The organism is Kitasatospora sp. NPDC093558 (genome assembly GCF_040683475.1).
Lineage (GTDB): Bacteria > Actinomycetota > Actinomycetes > Streptomycetales > Streptomycetaceae > Kitasatospora.
This window is the reverse complement of record NZ_JBFBDY010000006.1, coordinates 1-15,122: the sequence shown is the minus strand read 5'-3', so window position 1 is coordinate 15,122 and position 15,122 is coordinate 1. Positions and strand designations below refer to the sequence as shown.

Here is a 15,122-nt window from a genome sequence, read left to right as displayed (position 1 = left end):
CAGGGAAGAATGCCCTACGACGTACAGGGCGGCGGAAGGCGGCAGGTCCAGTGGAACCTCGGATCATCGGCAGCGGCACGGACGAGCACCTCGCGGACCCCTTCGGGAGTGCCGCGCTGCGCCGGCGGGTGCTGGACGCCTGGGCCGCCTCGCCGGCCCGGTTCCGGGAGGACGCCAACGCCGAGGAGGAACTCGCCCTCGGCGGCTACCGCGACCGGCTGGTCGTCGAGTTGGCGCAGAACGCGGCCGACGCCGCCGTCCGCGCCGGACACGGCCCCGGCCGGCTGCGGCTGACCCTCGCCGACGGCGTGCTCGCCGCCGCCAACACCGGCGCCCCGCTCGACGCCGCCGCCGTCGAGTCGCTGTCCACCCTGCGCGCCTCCTCCAAGCGCGGCGAGGCGCCCAGCGTCGGCCGGTTCGGCGTCGGCTTCGCCGCCGTCCTCGCCGTCACCGACGAGCCCGCCGTGCTCGGCGCCGCGGGCGGCGTGCGCTGGTCGCTCGGCGAGGCCCGCGCGCTCGCCGAGGCGCAGCCCTCGCTGGCCGACGAGCTGCGCCGCCGCGACGGCCACGTCCCGCTGCTGCGGCTGCCGTTCGCGGCCGAGGGCCCGGCGCCCGAGGGCTACGACACGGTGGTCGTGCTGCCGCTGCGCGACGCCGCCGCCGAGGACCTGACGCGCCGCCTGCTGGCCAACATCGACGACGCGCTGCTGCTCACCCTCCCCGGCCTCGCCGAGATCGTCGTGGAGACCCCGGACGGCACCCGCACGCTCACCCGCACCGCCTCCGAGCAGCGCCCCGACGGAGTCACCGAGGTGACCGTCACCGACGACGACGGCGGCCGCCCCCGGCAGACGCTCTGGCAGACCGCCGGCGCCTCCGGCCGGCTCGACCCCGAGCTGCTCGCCGACCGCCCCACCGAGGAGCGCACCCGTCCGTACTGGACGGTCACCTGGGCCGTCCCGGTGGCCGAGGACGGCACCCCGCAGCTGCCCGGCATCCTGCCCGTCCTGCACGCGCCGACGCCGAGCGACGAGCCGGTCGGCCTGCCCGCGCTGCTCATCGCCTCGTACCCGCTGGACTCCACCCGCCGGCACGTCGCCCCGGGGCCGCTCGCCGCGTTCCTCACCGAGCGCGCCGCCGACAGCTACGCCGACCTGCTGCGCGCCCGCGGCGGCGACCTCGGCTCGCTCGGCCTGGTGCCGGGCCCGCTCGGCGACGGCGCGCTGGACAACGAGCTGCGCGCGGCGATCCTGCAGCGGCTGCCCGGCACGCCGTTCCTGCCCCACCCGGCGCCGGTCGAGGAGGGCACGCCCGCGCTGCGGCCCCGGGACGCGACGCTGCTGGAGGGCGCCGACGGCTCGGTGGTCGAGGCGCTGGCGCCGATCTTCCCCGGGCTGCTGCCGGCCGGCCTGGAGCGCCGCACCGAGCTGCGCGTGCTGAACGTGCGCCGGGTGCCGCTCGCCGAGGTGGTCGACCAGCTCGGCGGCCTGGACCGCGAGCCGGCCTGGTGGCGCAACCTGTACGCGGCGCTCGGCGCGGCCGACCCGGAGGCGCTCGGCGCGCTGCCCGTCCCGCTCGCCGACGGCCGGACGGTCACCGGGCCGCGGCGCGTCCTGCTGCCCTCCGACGCCGCCGACTGGGCGGCCTTCCCCGGCTACCCCGAGTCGCTGGCCGGGGCGCTCGCCGCGCTCGACCTGCGGCTCGCCCACCCGGAGGCGGCGCACCCGCTGCTCGCCAAGCTGGGCGCCGGCACCGCGACCCCGGCCGGCGTGCTGGACACGCCCGAGGTGCGGGCCGCCGTCACCCGCTCCTTCGAGGTGGCCGAGGACGACCTCGACGCCGCCCTCGAACTGGCCGACGCCGTCCTGGCGCTGGTCAAGGCCGCCGCCCCGGCCGTCGGCGAGCACCCGTGGCTGGCCCGGCTGGCGCTCCTCGACGACGAGGGCGAGCCCGCCCGGGCCGGTGAACTCGTGCTCCCCGGAAGCCCGTTCGCGGCGCTCGCGCGCGAGGACGACGCCGGCTGGGTGGACGACGACCTGCTGGAGCGCTGGGGCCCCGAGGTGCTCGGCGCGGTCGGCGTGCTGGCCGACTTCGTCCTCGTCCGGGCCGAGGACGTCGTGCTCGACCCCGACGACCTGGAGCGCCTCGACCCGACCGCCCCCGCCGACCGCGCGGCCGGCGGCCACACCACCGGCCTGCTCGACGAGGCGCCGGACGGGCTCGCCGAGTGGGCCGAGGACGCGCTCGACGCCCTGCACGCCGACGACGGCGACACCGTGGGCGTGCCGCCGGTGGCCGCCGAGCTGCTGGCCGTGCGCGACCTCGACCTGATCGACGACGACGCCTGGCCCGAGGCGCTCGCCGCGCTCGCCCGCCCGCCGTACCGCGACGCCGTCGTCAACCCCGTCCGCACCCTGCTGCCGGACGGCTCGTACGCCGACCTGCCGCCGTACACCGCGTGGTGGCTGCGCGACCACCCGGTGCTGGACGGCCGCGAGCCCGCCGGGCTGCGCGCCGCCGGGGCGGACCCGCTGCTGCGCGGCCTGTACGACGAGGCCCGCACCACGCTGGACGAGCAGTTCCTGCACGCCCTCGGCGTCCGCACGACGCTCGCCGCGCTGCTCGCCGAGCCGCACGGTCCTGACGAGGTGCTGGACCGGCTCACCGACCCGGAGGCGGAGGTCGGCCACCGCCAACTGCACGGCATCCACAGCGCGTTGGCCCGGGTCGACGCCGAGCGGATCGAATCCCTGGACGTCGTGCGGGCGTTGCCGCCGCTGGACCCGGAGACCGGCCGCCGCCCGGCCCACACGGTGGTCGTCGACGCCACCGAGGCGGTCGTCGCGGACGCCCCCGACCTCGTCCAGCTCCTGCACCCGTACCCGCTGCTGCCGGTCGCCCCGGCGCTTGCGGCGGACCTCGCCGAGCGGCTCCACGTGTCGCTGGCCAGCGAGGTCGCGGGCGGGCGCGTGCTGTCCGAGGGCGTGCTGCACCGGGTGCCGGCCGTGGTGCGGGAGCTGCTGCCCGGGTGCCCGGTGGCGTACGAGGAGCACGAGGAACTGCTCGTGGTCGGCCCGGACGGCAACGAGGCCGCGGTGGACTGGCGGCTCGACCGCGAGGCGGACGCGCCGGAGCCGCCGTACGACCCGGACGCGGCCGAAGCCGGCGACGAGGACGACGAGTTCGAGGTGCCGCCGGTGCCGGGCCTGCTGCACGCGGCCACGCCCGAGGGACTGGCGGCCGGGCTGGCCTGGTCGGTCGGGCAGTGGCACCGGCGGTTCGAGGTGCTGGCCGCGCTCAGCGAGCCGGACCGGGCCTACGAGCTTTCCGCGGCGCGGGACTTCGAGGGCTGAGCGGGCCGAACGGGCTGAGCCCGCCGTCCGGCGTCAGCGGGTCCGTCCTCCGGGGCGGGCCCGCAGGCGCAGGTAGAGCGTGACGGTGACGGTCAGCCAGACCACGGCGAGCGTCAGCATCGCGGCCGTCCTGAGCGGCGGCGGCGCGGGCCGCTCCAGCACGTGCAGGACCGTCATCGCCACGGCCGTCAGCGCGACTGCCAGCAGCCCGCCCAGGAAGGCGATGAACGCCTCCAACTCCCCACCCCTGCGCGCCATCCGGCACCCCCTCTCAGGGGCATGTTAGGCCGGGTGCGGCCGTCGCGTCACTCGTAGCCGCGGCGTTTCATGAAGCGCCAGGCGATCTCCAGGACCACGCAGCAGATCGCGGCGATGCCGACGCCCGTCCACGGGTCGCGGATGCCGACGAGCCGGAGCTGGAAGAAGTCCGACAGCCACGGGACCAGCAGGACCAGCGAGAACGCGCCGCCCATCGTCCCGATCAGCAGCAGGCGCCACCAGTTGTACGGGCGGGCGACGATGGCGAGCACCCAGATGGCGATCAGGAACAGCGTCAGCGTGGCCACGCTGGTGTCGGCCTTGAGGTCCGTCGCGTGGTCGGCGCGGGCGAGCGCGTAGGCCACGAACGTCCCGGTGCCGGCGATGGCGCCGCCCGGGACGGCCAGCCGCAGGACGCGTTTGACGAAGCCGGTCCGGGCGCGCTCGTTGTTGGGGGCGAGCGCGAGGAAGAACGCCGGCACGCCGATGGTCAGCGTGGACAGCACGGTCGAGTGCCGGGGCAGGAACGGGTACGGCGAGTGGGTGAAGATCACCAGCAGCGCCAGCAGGACCGAGTACACCGTCTTGACCAGGAACAGCCCGGCGACGCGCTCGATGTTGCCGATCACCCGGCGGCCCTCGGCGACCACCGACGGGAGCGTCGCGAAGGAGTCGTTCAGCAGCACGATCTGGGCGACCGCCTTGGTCGCGTCGCTGCCGGTGCCCATCGCCACGCCGATGTCCGCGTCCTTGAGCGCGAGCACGTCGTTGACGCCGTCGCCCGTCATCGCCACCGTGTGGCCGCGCGACTGGAGCGCGCCGACCAGCTCGCGCTTCTGCTGCGGGGTGACGCGGCCGAACACGCTCGTCCGCTCGGCGGCGTCGGCGAGCGCCTGCGGCTCGGCGGGCAGCGTACGGGCGTCCAGCGGGTGGTCCGCGCCGGGCAGGCCGAGGTGGGCGGCGACCGCGCCGACCGAGACCGCGGCGTCGCCGGAGATCACCTTCGCCCGGACCTGCTGCCCCTCGAAGTACCGCAGCGTGGCCGCCGCGTCCTCGCGCAGCCGTTGCTGCAGCACCACCAGGGCGAGCGGGGTGAGGCCCGCCGCCGGGTCGGGGGAGTCCAGCGGGACGGGGTTGCGGCCGATCAGCAGCACCCGCAGGCCCTTGGCGCCCAGCTCGTCCACCTCGGCGAGCGCGGGGTGCCCGGTGGGCAGCAGGACGTCGGGGGCGCCGAGCAGCCAGGTGGCCTCGCCGCCCTGCGGTTCCAGCAGTTGTACGCCGCTCCACTTGCGGGCGGAGGAGAACGGCATGGCCTCGATCACGCGCCAGCCGTTCACGCCGCCACCGTCCCCGGTGCCGGCCCGCGAGCCGTCCCCGTAGGCGGCGATGACGGCCTGCATGGACGGGTTCGGCCGGGCGTCGGCCCCGGCCATCACGCCGAGCGCGTGCTCGATCGTCTCCTGCCCGACCGCGCCGGGCTCGCCGTCGGACAGGACGCGCAGGTCGATGACGTCCATGCCGCCCTCGGTGAGCGTGCCGGTCTTGTCCAGGCACACCGTGTCGACCCGGGCCAGCCCCTCGATCGCCGGCAGCTCCTGCACCAGGCACTGCTTGCGCCCGAGCCGGATCACGCCGATCGCGAAGGCGACCGAGGTCAGCAGCACCAGCCCCTCCGGGACCATCGGCACGATGCCGGCCACCATGCGGCGCACCGCCTCGCGCCAGTCCCGGCCCTCGACCGCCAGCTGGCTGATGATCAGGCCGATCGCGGTCGGGATCAGCAGGTAGGTGATGAACCGCAGGATGCTGTTGATACCGGTGCGCAGCTCCGACTTCACCAGCGTGAACCGGCTCGCCTCCTCGGCCAGTTGCGCCGCGTACGCCTCGCGGCCGACCTTCGTCGCGGTGAACGCGCCCGCGCCGGCCACCACGAAGCTGCCGGACATCACCTGGTCGCCGGGCTGCTTGAGGACGGGGTCGGGCTCGCCGGTGAGCAGCGACTCGTCGATCTCCAGGCCGTCCGCCTCGGTCACCTCGCCGTCGACGATCACCTTGTCGCCGATGCCGAGCAGCACGGTGTCGTCGAGCACGATCTCGCCGACGCCGATCTGCTGGACGCCGCCGTCCCGGCGGACCTGCGGGCGGGCCTCGCCGATCAGGGCCAGGCTGTCCAGGGTCTTCTTGGCGCGCAGCTCCTGGATGATGCCGATCGCCGTGTTGGCGACGATGACCAGGCCGAACAGGCCGTCCTGGATCGGGCCGACGATCAGGATGATCCCGAACATCACGCCGATGATCGCGTTGAACCGGGTGAAGACGTTGGCCCGGACGATCTCCTTGGCGGAGCGGCTGGAGCGCACCGGGACGTCGTTGACCTGCCCGCGCGCGACCCGCTCGGCCACCTCCGCAGTGCTCAACCCGCCGCGCCGGCCGGGCAACAGGCCGAGGGGGTGCGCACCGTCGGGGCGGTCGCCGTCGCCGGGCTGCTCTTCCGCGGGGTGGGCAGGCTGCGTCATGGCACCGACTCTACGGGTGCCTTATGTCCGATGCGTGCTACTAAAGGCCTATTCGGTCCGACCGGGTGGACGGGCCCTACTCGGCCCCGTTCGGGCTCGTCCCGTCGGCGCGCTCGGCCGCCGCCGCGGCGGCCTCGGCGGCGCGGCTGCGGGCGATCGCGTCCCGGCGGGCGCGGCAGTACCAGAGGCCGATCAGGCCGAGCAGCCCGCCGGACAGGCAGACCCAGGGCCAGGTGCCGTGGCCGTGGTCGGAGAGGGTGCCCTGGAACGGGAGCAGCACCAGGAAGGCGACGAACCACAGCACCGTGCCGCCGCCGACGATCGCGACGTCGTTGGCCTCCAGCGGCGGAGGGGAGGGGTGCAGCGGCGTCTTGGGCATGGGGCCAAGCGTACGGGGCGCGGGCCCGCGGGGGGTCATCCGGCGCCCGCTCGGGGGTCTACGCGCGAAGATAGCGTGGGTGCGATCGGGAAACCATACTTAAAGTTCCGCGCCCGGCCACCGTCGCCCGGGGTGCTCCCCCCAAATCCTCCGCCCCCCACAGAGGACGCACGCATGCCTGTGGTCCAGTCGACCATCGAGTCGCCCGAGCCCGCCGACACCGCGCCCAAGCCGCCCTCCGGCGCCCTGGACCGCTACTTCCGGATCAGCGAGCGCGGCTCCACCCTGCCGCGCGAGATCCGCGGCGGCGTGGCCACCTTCTTCACGATGGCCTACATCCTGGTGCTGAACCCGATCATCCTGGCCAGCGCCACGGACGTGAACGGGACCCACCTCGACAGCGCCCAGCTGGTCACCGCCACCGCCCTCACCGCGGGTCTCACCACCCTGCTGATGGGCGTCATCGGCAACGTCCCGATCGGCCTGGCCGCCGGCCTCGGCGTCAACACCATCGTGGCGCTCCAGCTCGCGCCCAAGATGACCTGGCCGGACGCGATGGGCATGGTCGTCCTGGCCGGTTTCGCGATCATGCTGCTGGTCGCCACCGGCCTGCGCGAGCGGGTCATGAACGCGGTGCCGCTCGGCCTGCGCAAGGCCATCGCGATCGGGATCGGCCTGTTCATCAGCCTCGTCGGCCTGGTCGACTCCGGCTTCGTCAGCCGCATCCCGGACGCCGCGCACACCACCGTCCCGGTGCAGCTCGGCGGCAGCGGCCACCTGCTCGGCTGGCCGGTCCTGGTGTTCGTCGTCGGCCTGCTGCTGACCCTCGTCCTGGTGATCCGCAAGGTGCCCGGCGCGATCCTGATCAGCATCGCGGTCAGCACCGCCGTCGCCGTGGTGATCGACAAGTTCGCCGACATCCCGGCGCTCAAGTGGGGTCTCACCGTGCCCGCGTGGCCCGGCAACCCGGTCGCCGCCCCGGACTTCGGGCTGGTCGGCAAGGTCAGCCTGTTCGGCGGCTTCGAGAAGGTCGGCGTGCTGACCGGCGCGCTGTTCGTCTTCACCGTGCTGATGTCGTGCTTCTTCGACGCGATGGGCACCATCCTCGGCGTCGCCGACGAGGCCCACCTGCTCGACGCGAAGGGCGACCTGCCGGGGATCAACAGGATCCTCATGGTCGACGGCATCGCCACCGCGGCCGGCGGCGCCACGTCCTCGTCCGCGAACACCTGCTTCGTCGAGTCGACCGCCGGCGTCGGCGAGGGCGCCCGCACCGGCTTCGCCTCGATCGTCACCGGCCTGCTCTTCGTGGTGGCGCTCTTCCTCACCCCGCTCGCCACGATGGTTCCCGCACAGGCCGCCACCCCGGCCCTGGTCACCGTCGGCTTCCTGATCCTGGCCAACTCGGTCAAGGAGATCGACTGGGCCGACTACACCATCGCGATCCCGGCCTTCCTGACGATCGTGATGATGCCCTTCACCTACTCGATCACCAACGGCATCGGCTTCGGCTTCATCGTCTTCTGCATCCTGCGCATCGCCGCGGGCCGCGGCCGCGAGGTCCCGATCCCGATGTACGCGGTCGCCGGCGTCTTCGCCTTCTACTACCTGATGCCGGCCCTCGGCCTGCTCTGAGCGCCGTACGGCCCGCGCGGCCCCGTCCTCCTTCGTGGAGGGCGGGGCCGCGGTCGGTTTCGGCCGGGCTATTGCACGCAGAATTCGTTGCCCTCGGGGTCGGACATCACCGTCCATGCGCCGCCGTGCTCCTGTACGTGGCGCAGGACGGTGGCGCCGAGGTCCTGGAGGCGGGTGACGGTGGCCTCGCGGGCTCCGGGGCCGGGGTGGACGTCGAGGTGGAGGCGGTTCTTCGTCTCCTTGGGTTCGGGGACGGCCTGGAACAGGATGCGGCGGCCCAGGCCGGTGCCGGTGTCGGGGTCGAACGGGTCCTCGGGGTGGCGGACGGCGAGGAGGCCGCGGAAGGCGGGGCGGCCCTCGAACTCGGTCACGGCCTCCGGGGGGAGGGCACCGGCCGCGAGGAGGCGGCCGACCAGGGCGCTGTTGTCCTCGACGGCGTAGTCGAGGGCGGCGGCCCAGAAGGCGGCCTGGCGGAGCGGATCGGCGCAGTCGATGACGAGCTTCCAGTGCAGCGGCATGTAACCGGTTATATCGGTTACGGGGCGGGGGAGGCAATCGGACGCGTGGGAAAGGTGTCAAAAAGGTGCCTGTGTAGCGGAGTTGACCGGGGGCATACTGCCTGGACGGGGAGACGGGGAGGGGACTCGACCGATGGTGCAACAGGATCCGCCCGGGGGAGACGAGGCGAAGCTCCTGCCGGACCTGTTCTGGACGGCGGACAAGGCCTCGCTGGACGGACAGCGCGAGACGCTCCGCTGGTACCGCGGGCTGATCGCGATGCTGGTGATCGCCGCGGTGATCGGCTCGCTCCCGGGGCCGGACAAGGCAGGCGACGGCGACATCGCGCCACTCTTCTCGGTGGTGGCCTTCCTGGTCGCCGGCTACTTCTGGTCCCGCCTGCGCCGCAGCAACCCGCAGGGCCGCTGGTACGAGGCCCGGGCGGCGGCCGAGTCGGTGAAGACGCTCGCCTGGAAGTACTCGGTGCGCGCCCGGCCGTTCGACGGCGCGGCGGACTCGCCCGACGTGGACCGCGGCTACCTGCTGCAGCTCGAAGACGTGATGCGGGCCTTCGAGGACCCGGAGATCGTGCCGCCCGGCACCGTCCCCGAGATCACCCCCGAGATGCGGCTGGCCCGGGCCGGCTCCCTGACCGCCCGCCGGACGCTCTACCTCCGCACCCGGGTCGAGAGCCAGCGCACCTGGTACCGCTCCCGGGCCGACGCGTGCGAGTCGCAGGCGGTGTCCTGGGGCCTCGGCATCGCCGCGCTGATCATCATCGGCGCGGCGGCGGCCATCGCGCAGGCGACGGGCGCGCTGCAGGTGCACGTCTTCGGCGCCAGCTCCGCCGCGGCCGCGTCGATCATCGCCTGGACGCAGCTCAAGCAGCTCCGCCCGCTCGCCGCCGCCTACCAGCTGGCCGCGCGCGAGCTGGAGAACGTGGGCAATCAGCTCTCCGACCTCGACCTCAGGACGCCGGACGCGGAGGCCCGCTGGGCCCGCCTGGCCGCCGAGGCCGAGGACGCGGTGTCCCGCGAGCACACCACCTGGCGGGCCCGCCGGGCGTTCCCGCGCTAGGGCGTGTCTTTCGGATCAGGCCGGGTGCCGCGACGCCAGGGCACGCACCTCGCTGCGTTGTCGTCGGTCGCCGATACTCCGCATGGACTCCCTCCTCCGCCTTGCGATGCACGCACCCTGACGCCGCGGCCCTCCGACCTGATCCGAAAGACACGCCCTAGGGCGCCCTAGCCCGACGAAGGCGAACGGGGGAGGTCAACTCCGGGGAGGGGCTGGGGAGATACCGCGAAGCACGGGACACCCCGAGACCACAGGTGTGCGGGGTGCGTGAGGGTCGGGCGGGGACGGGCCGACCGTAATCATTACGTGTCCATGCCCTGGTTTCATCGCCTCCGCGCGCGACCCCCAGTCCCCGTCGGAGGCCCCCTTGCGCATTCTCCTGATCGCCAGTGCGTTCAACAGCCTGACCCAGCGCGTCCACGCCGAACTGCGCGGACGCGGGCACCGGGTCGCCGTCCAGCTAGCCCTCGGCGACGAGCAGATGCGGGCCGCCGTGGACCGGACCGACCCCGAGCTGATCGTGTGCCCGATGCTCACCAAGGCCGTACCGGAGGACATCTGGCGCGCCCGGACCGTCCTCATCGTGCACCCCGGACCCAAGGGCGACCGCGGCCCGTCCTCGCTGGACTGGGCGATCACCGAGGGCGCCGAGCGCTGGGGCGTCACCGTCCTGCAGGCCGTCGAGGAGATGGACGCGGGCGACATCTGGGCGTCGGTCGAGTTCACCGTCCCCGAGTGCGGCAAGAGCGAGCTCTACCGGGGCGAGGTCGCCGACGCCGCCGTCGAGGCCGTCCTGCTCGCCGTCCAGCGCTACGAGGGCGGGCTGTTCACCCCCGAACCGCTCGACTACGACCGGCCCGACGTCCGCGGCCGGCTTCGGCCCTTCCTGCGCCAGGACGCGCGCCGGATCGACTGGGACGCCGACGACACCGCCACCGTGCTCCGCAAGCTCCGCGCCGCCGACTCCCAGCCCGGCGTCCTCGACGAGCTGTACGGCCGCGAGTACTTCCTGCACGGCGGACACCCCGAGGACGAGCTGCGCGGACCCGTACCCGGCGAGGTGCTCGCGACCCGCGACGGCGCGATCTGCCGGGCCACCGTGGACGGCGCCGTGTGGATCCCCCAGCTGCGCCCGCGCCGCACCCCGGGCGGGCCCGCCACCTTCAAGCTGCCCGCCGCGACGGCGCTCGCCGACGAGCTGCACCGCGTCCGCGAGGTGCCGGTGACCCCGGCCGCCGCCGCCCGCCGCGACACCTGGTCGGAGCTGCGCTACCACGAGGACGGCGACGTCGGCTTCCTCGAATTCTCCTACGCCGGCGGGGCGATGAGCACCGAACAGTGCCGCCGCCTGCTCACCGCCTACCGCGCCGCCGCCGACCGGCCCACCTCGGTGCTGGTGCTCGGCGCGGCCCGGGACTTCTACTCCAACGGCATCCACCTCAACGTCATCGAGGGCGCGCCCTTCCCGGCGCTGGAGTCGTGGGAGAACATCAACGCGATGGACGACGTGGTCGAGGCGATCCTCACCACGACCGACAAGCTGACCGTCTCGGCGCTGGCCGGCAACGCCGCCGCCGGCGGGCTGATGCTGGCGATCGCCGCCGACGAGGTGTGGTGCCGCGAATCGGCCGTGCTCAACCCGCACTACCGGCTGATGGGTCTGTACGGCTCCGAGTACTGGACGTACACCCTGCCGCGGCGGGTCGGCCCCGAGTGGGCCGAGCGGCTGACCACCGAGGCCCTGCCGGTCGGCGCCGAACACGCCCGCCGGATCGGCCTGGTGGACCGTACGCAGGGCGGGGACGCGGCCGGGTTCCGCCGCTGGGTGGCCCGTGAGGCGGCCCGCCTCGCCACGTCGCCGGAGCTCACCGCGCGGCTGGTCGACAAGAAGCGCCGGCTGGCCGCGGACGACGAGGAGCGCCCGCTCGCCGACCACCGGGCGGAGGAACTCCGGCGCATGCACGCCAACTTCTACCGCACGGGCGAGCCGTACCACGCGCTGCGGCGGGACTTCGTCCACAAGGTGTGCCCGGTGGCCACGCCGGAACACCTGACCGGGCTGCTCGGCAGCCCCGAGTAGCGGGCGCGCGAACGCCGGAGGCCGGGCCCGCTGAGTACGGGCCCGGCCTCCGACGTGCGCTGAGCGACGCTCGGCGCCGACGCTCAGCGCCTACGCGCGGCCAGGGGTGCGGCGTGGCCGACGAAGACGGGCTGGGCGGCGGACTTGCTCGGCGACACCGCGAAGGCGAGCGCGCCGAAGAACACGTAGCAACCGAGCCCGACGCCGAGCGGGAAGATGAACTCCAGCGCCATCACACCGCCCTGGGTGCTCTGCGCGAAGTCGAGCCGGACGGCGAGCGCCGCCATGCCCGTGTAGTGCATCGCGCACACGGCGACGCCCATCACCGGCGCCGCTGCCAGGACGGCCAGCGTGCCGCGGATGTTCAGCGCGGCCCAGAGCGCGGCCGTCGCCGCGAACACCGCGATGCCGATGGACAGTCCGACCGTCGTCCGGTCGTAGTGCACGTGCCCTGGCAGCACCATCGCGGCCATGCCGAGGTAGTGCATCGCCGCGACCCCGAGACCGGTGGTCAGGCCGCCGGCTAGCAGCGACAGCACCGGGCGCTTGCTGTACCCGACGGTGAACAGGCCGACGCCGACGACGGCGATCGCGACCAGCAGGCTGAGCACCGTCAGCCCCGGCCGGTAGGTGATCTCGACGCCGGTCACGGAGAACCCGAGCATCGCGATGAAGTGCATGGACCAGATCCCGGCACCGAGCGAAGTGGCCGCGAAGAGCAGCCAGGTGGCCCGGGTGCGGCCCTGTGAGACGAGCGCCCAGCGGGCGCTGCGCAGGGCGACGAACGAACCGAGACAGGCGACGAAGTACGAGACCGCCGGTGTTATCCAGCCGTGGTCGGCATGGTGGATCTCACCCAATGACAGCTCCCTGGACGGATGAGGAGGGGAGGGCGCCAGGGCTCGGGCGGACGCGGGACGGCCGGGACGGGGGGAAACGGCCGGTGGAACGCATACGGGGGCGTGCGGCGTGGGCACGGAGGGGGTCCGCCGAAGGGAGACCTGGCGTGTGGTGCCCCTGACAACGGGGACAGTAACCACTGCCCGGCATCGGCACAATGTTCGGCGTTTTCGTGAAGTCGCAGGTCAGCGTGGACCTTTACGGGGCCTGCAAGATCTTGGCACCAAGTCCTGACATCCCCTCCGCGAGTCTCCCAGGCTCGTTTGAGGGTTACTCCAAGGGGGCTAGCCCGAACGGGTGCCCGGCTGGGTCGATCAGCACCTTGAGCGTCCGGCCGTGCTGGTACGTCGGCTCGGTGGCGCCGAGCTCCAGGGCGTGGGCGATCGACGCGTCGAGGTCGTCGACGTAGAAGTCGAGGTGGAAGTGCTTGCCGCCGTCCGGCTCCGTCCACGGCTCCGGCCGGTAGCCGCTGACCCGCCCGAAGGCGAGGGGGCTGCCGCCCTCGGGGTTGTCGAGGATCGCGAAGTGCTCGTCCGCGTGCCGGGTCTCCCAGCCGAGCAGTTCGCCGTAGAACCCGGCCAGCGCGACCGGGTCGGCGCAGTCGATGGTGACCAGGGCGAGCCGGGCGAAGCCGGTGCCGTCGGAGGCGGCCTGGTCGGCGGCGAGGTCGGACATGTCTGGTCGGCCCTTCTGGGAGTCGAGACCTATGTCCAATATGGCACCGGGGCGATCTTCCGGCGCGGCGGTGGACCGGGCGGAGGGTGGTGGGGGCGGTGGTGGGGGCGGGAACCAATTTTCGTTAGCGAGAGTAATGACGTAGGCTAAAGACCATGCCCGAGATGTCCGAGCAGGACCTCGCAGCCGTCAACCAGCTGCGGTCGTCCACGATGCGCCTCTCCCGCCGGCTCAAGCACCAGCGGGTCGAGGAGTCGCTGAGCCCTACCGAGATGGGGGTGCTCGGCACCCTCGCCCGGTGCGGGAAGGCGACGCCGGGTGAGCTCGCCCGGAAGGAGCACGTGCAGCCTCCTTCGATGACCAGGATCGTCGCGATGCTGGAGGAGAAGGGGCTCGTGCGGCGCGAGCCGCACCCCGAGGACCGCCGCCAGGTGGTCGTCAGCAGCACCGAGCAGGCCGAGGCGATCCTGGCGGAGAGCCGCCGGCGTCGCAACGCCTGGCTCGCCGAGCTCGCCGAAGGGCTCGACGAGGAGGAATGGGCCGTCCTCCGGGAGGCCGCGCCCGTGCTCTACAAGCTCGCACACCTCTAGGCACACCGACTCCGGCCAGCCGCCGGAAGAAGAAGGAGCACCGCATCACCGCAGGACCGACCACTGAAACCAGGAGCGTGACGGCCGCCGTACGGGCCGTCACGCCGCGAGGGGAGAACACCGTGACACCGCCGGCCGCAGCAGCCGCCGCCATCCGTACCGACGAACCGACCACCGACCCCGCCACGGCCAATGCCGCGGCCGCCGACAGCCAGGCACCCGCCCCCACGGGGCTGCCGGGCAACGGCGACGACGACCCCGACGAACGCACCGCGGCGGACGACCCCGCCGCTCCCGGCCGAACCCACTCGGCCGCATCCCCGACCGGAGCCAACTTCACCCGGCCCAGAGGGATGTTCTCCTCACTGCGCGTTCGCAACTACCGCTACTACTTCGCCGGCCAGGTGGTGTCCAACACCGGGACCTGGATGCAGCGGATCGCCCAGGACTGGCTGGTGCTCAGCCTCACCGGCAGCCCGCTCGCCGTCGGCATCACCACCGCGATGCAGTTCCTGCCGATGCTGCTGCTCGGCCTCTTCGGCGGCGTCCTCGCCGACCGGATGCCCAAGCGCCGGCTGCTGATCTACACCCAGGGCGCGATGGGCCTGCTCGCCGCGGGCCTCGCCGTCATGACGATCGGCGGCATCGTTACGCCGTACTACGTGTACGCCTTCGCCCTGCTGCTCGGCCTGGTCACCGTGGTGGACAACCCGGCCCGGCAGGCCTTCGTGGCCGAGATGGTCGGCCCCAAGGACCTCGCCAACGCGGTCAGCCTGAACGCCGCCAACTTCCAGACCGCGCGCCTGGTCGGCCCCGCCGTCGCGGGCCTGCTGATCGCCGCGGTGGGCAGCGGCTGGGCGTTCGCCGTCAACGCGCTGTCCTTCGCCGCCGTGATCGGCGGACTGCTCGCGATGCGGGAGAGCGAGCTGCGCCCGACCGAGCCGATCGCCCGCGAAAAGGGGCAGTTGCGCGAAGGGCTGCGGTACGTGAAGGAGCGGCCCGAGCTGCTCTGGCCGATGGTGCTCGCCGGGTTCATCGGCACCTTCGGCTTCAACTTCCCGACGCTGCTGGCCGGTTTCGCGCACGACACCTTCAAGGTCGGCGCCGGCCAGTACGGTCTGCTGAACACCGCGATGGCGGTCGGTTCGCTGGCCGGCGCGC

At 73.5% G+C, this 15,122-nt stretch carries 12 protein-coding genes; 6 read left to right on the top strand and 6 right to left on the bottom strand.

What is annotated here, in order from left to right:
* Positions 1 to 50: 50 nt before the first annotated feature.
* Positions 51 to 3,353 (top strand): molecular chaperone Hsp90, encoded by a 3,303-nt coding sequence (locus AB0O00_RS01460; protein ID WP_363647887.1) that lies wholly within the window; start codon positions 51 to 53, stop codon positions 3,351 to 3,353.
* Positions 3,354 to 3,386: 33 nt separating this feature from the next.
* Here the strand turns inward: AB0O00_RS01460 and AB0O00_RS01455 are convergent, their stop codons facing one another.
* From AB0O00_RS01455 to AB0O00_RS01445, 3 genes are all read right to left on the bottom strand, one after another.
* Positions 3,387 to 3,611 carry a hypothetical protein gene (locus tag AB0O00_RS01455; protein WP_363647885.1) on the bottom strand — a complete coding sequence of 75 codons (225 nt, stop codon included), beginning with the start codon at positions 3,609 to 3,611 and terminating at the stop codon, positions 3,387 to 3,389.
* A 47-nt stretch (positions 3,612 to 3,658) separates the two neighbouring features.
* Positions 3,659 to 6,127 (bottom strand): HAD-IC family P-type ATPase, encoded by a 2,469-nt coding sequence (locus tag AB0O00_RS01450; RefSeq protein WP_363647883.1) that lies wholly within the window; start codon positions 6,125 to 6,127, stop codon positions 3,659 to 3,661.
* 76 nt (positions 6,128 to 6,203) lie between these two features.
* Positions 6,204 to 6,506 carry a DUF2530 domain-containing protein gene (locus AB0O00_RS01445; RefSeq protein WP_363647881.1) on the bottom strand — a complete coding sequence of 101 codons (303 nt, stop codon included), beginning with the start codon at positions 6,504 to 6,506 and terminating at the stop codon, positions 6,204 to 6,206.
* Between the two features lie 174 nt (positions 6,507 to 6,680).
* Between AB0O00_RS01445 and AB0O00_RS01440 the strand changes: the two genes are divergently transcribed.
* Positions 6,681 to 8,141 (top strand): NCS2 family permease, encoded by a 1,461-nt coding sequence (locus AB0O00_RS01440; RefSeq protein WP_363647879.1) that lies wholly within the window; start codon positions 6,681 to 6,683, stop codon positions 8,139 to 8,141.
* Between the two features lie 68 nt (positions 8,142 to 8,209).
* On the opposite strand, the gene AB0O00_RS01435 is transcribed toward AB0O00_RS01440, so the two are convergent.
* Complete coding sequence (locus AB0O00_RS01435; protein WP_363647877.1) at positions 8,210 to 8,659, bottom strand: VOC family protein; 450 nt, start codon at positions 8,657 to 8,659, stop codon at positions 8,210 to 8,212.
* A 133-nt stretch (positions 8,660 to 8,792) separates the two neighbouring features.
* On the opposite strand from AB0O00_RS01435, the gene AB0O00_RS01430 reads away from it, so the two are divergent.
* Complete coding sequence (locus AB0O00_RS01430) at positions 8,793 to 9,716, top strand: DUF4231 domain-containing protein (protein WP_363647875.1); 924 nt, start codon at positions 8,793 to 8,795, stop codon at positions 9,714 to 9,716.
* A gap of 367 nt (positions 9,717 to 10,083) precedes the next feature.
* A complete protein-coding gene (locus AB0O00_RS01425; RefSeq protein WP_363647873.1) occupies positions 10,084 to 11,796 on the top strand; it encodes a hydrogenase maturation protein in 1,713 nt (570 codons plus the stop codon).
* A gap of 83 nt (positions 11,797 to 11,879) precedes the next feature.
* Here AB0O00_RS01425 and AB0O00_RS01420 read toward each other — a convergent pair whose 3' ends face one another.
* The gene (locus AB0O00_RS01420) at positions 11,880 to 12,656 is read right to left on the bottom strand and encodes an MHYT domain-containing protein (protein WP_363647871.1); all 777 of its coding nucleotides are present in this window, start codon (positions 12,654 to 12,656) and stop codon (positions 11,880 to 11,882) included.
* Positions 12,657 to 12,966: 310 nt separating this feature from the next.
* A complete protein-coding gene (locus AB0O00_RS01415) occupies positions 12,967 to 13,371 on the bottom strand; it encodes a VOC family protein (RefSeq protein WP_363647869.1) in 405 nt (134 codons plus the stop codon).
* A gap of 155 nt (positions 13,372 to 13,526) precedes the next feature.
* Between AB0O00_RS01415 and AB0O00_RS01410 the strand changes: the two genes are divergently transcribed.
* Together AB0O00_RS01410 and AB0O00_RS01405 are read left to right on the top strand one after the other, a co-directional pair.
* Complete coding sequence (locus tag AB0O00_RS01410; RefSeq protein ID WP_359967692.1) at positions 13,527 to 13,961, top strand: MarR family transcriptional regulator; 435 nt, start codon at positions 13,527 to 13,529, stop codon at positions 13,959 to 13,961.
* A 122-nt stretch (positions 13,962 to 14,083) separates the two neighbouring features.
* A partial coding sequence (locus tag AB0O00_RS01405) for an MFS transporter (RefSeq protein ID WP_363647867.1) occupies positions 14,084 to 15,122 on the top strand: 1,039 nt, incomplete at its 3' end.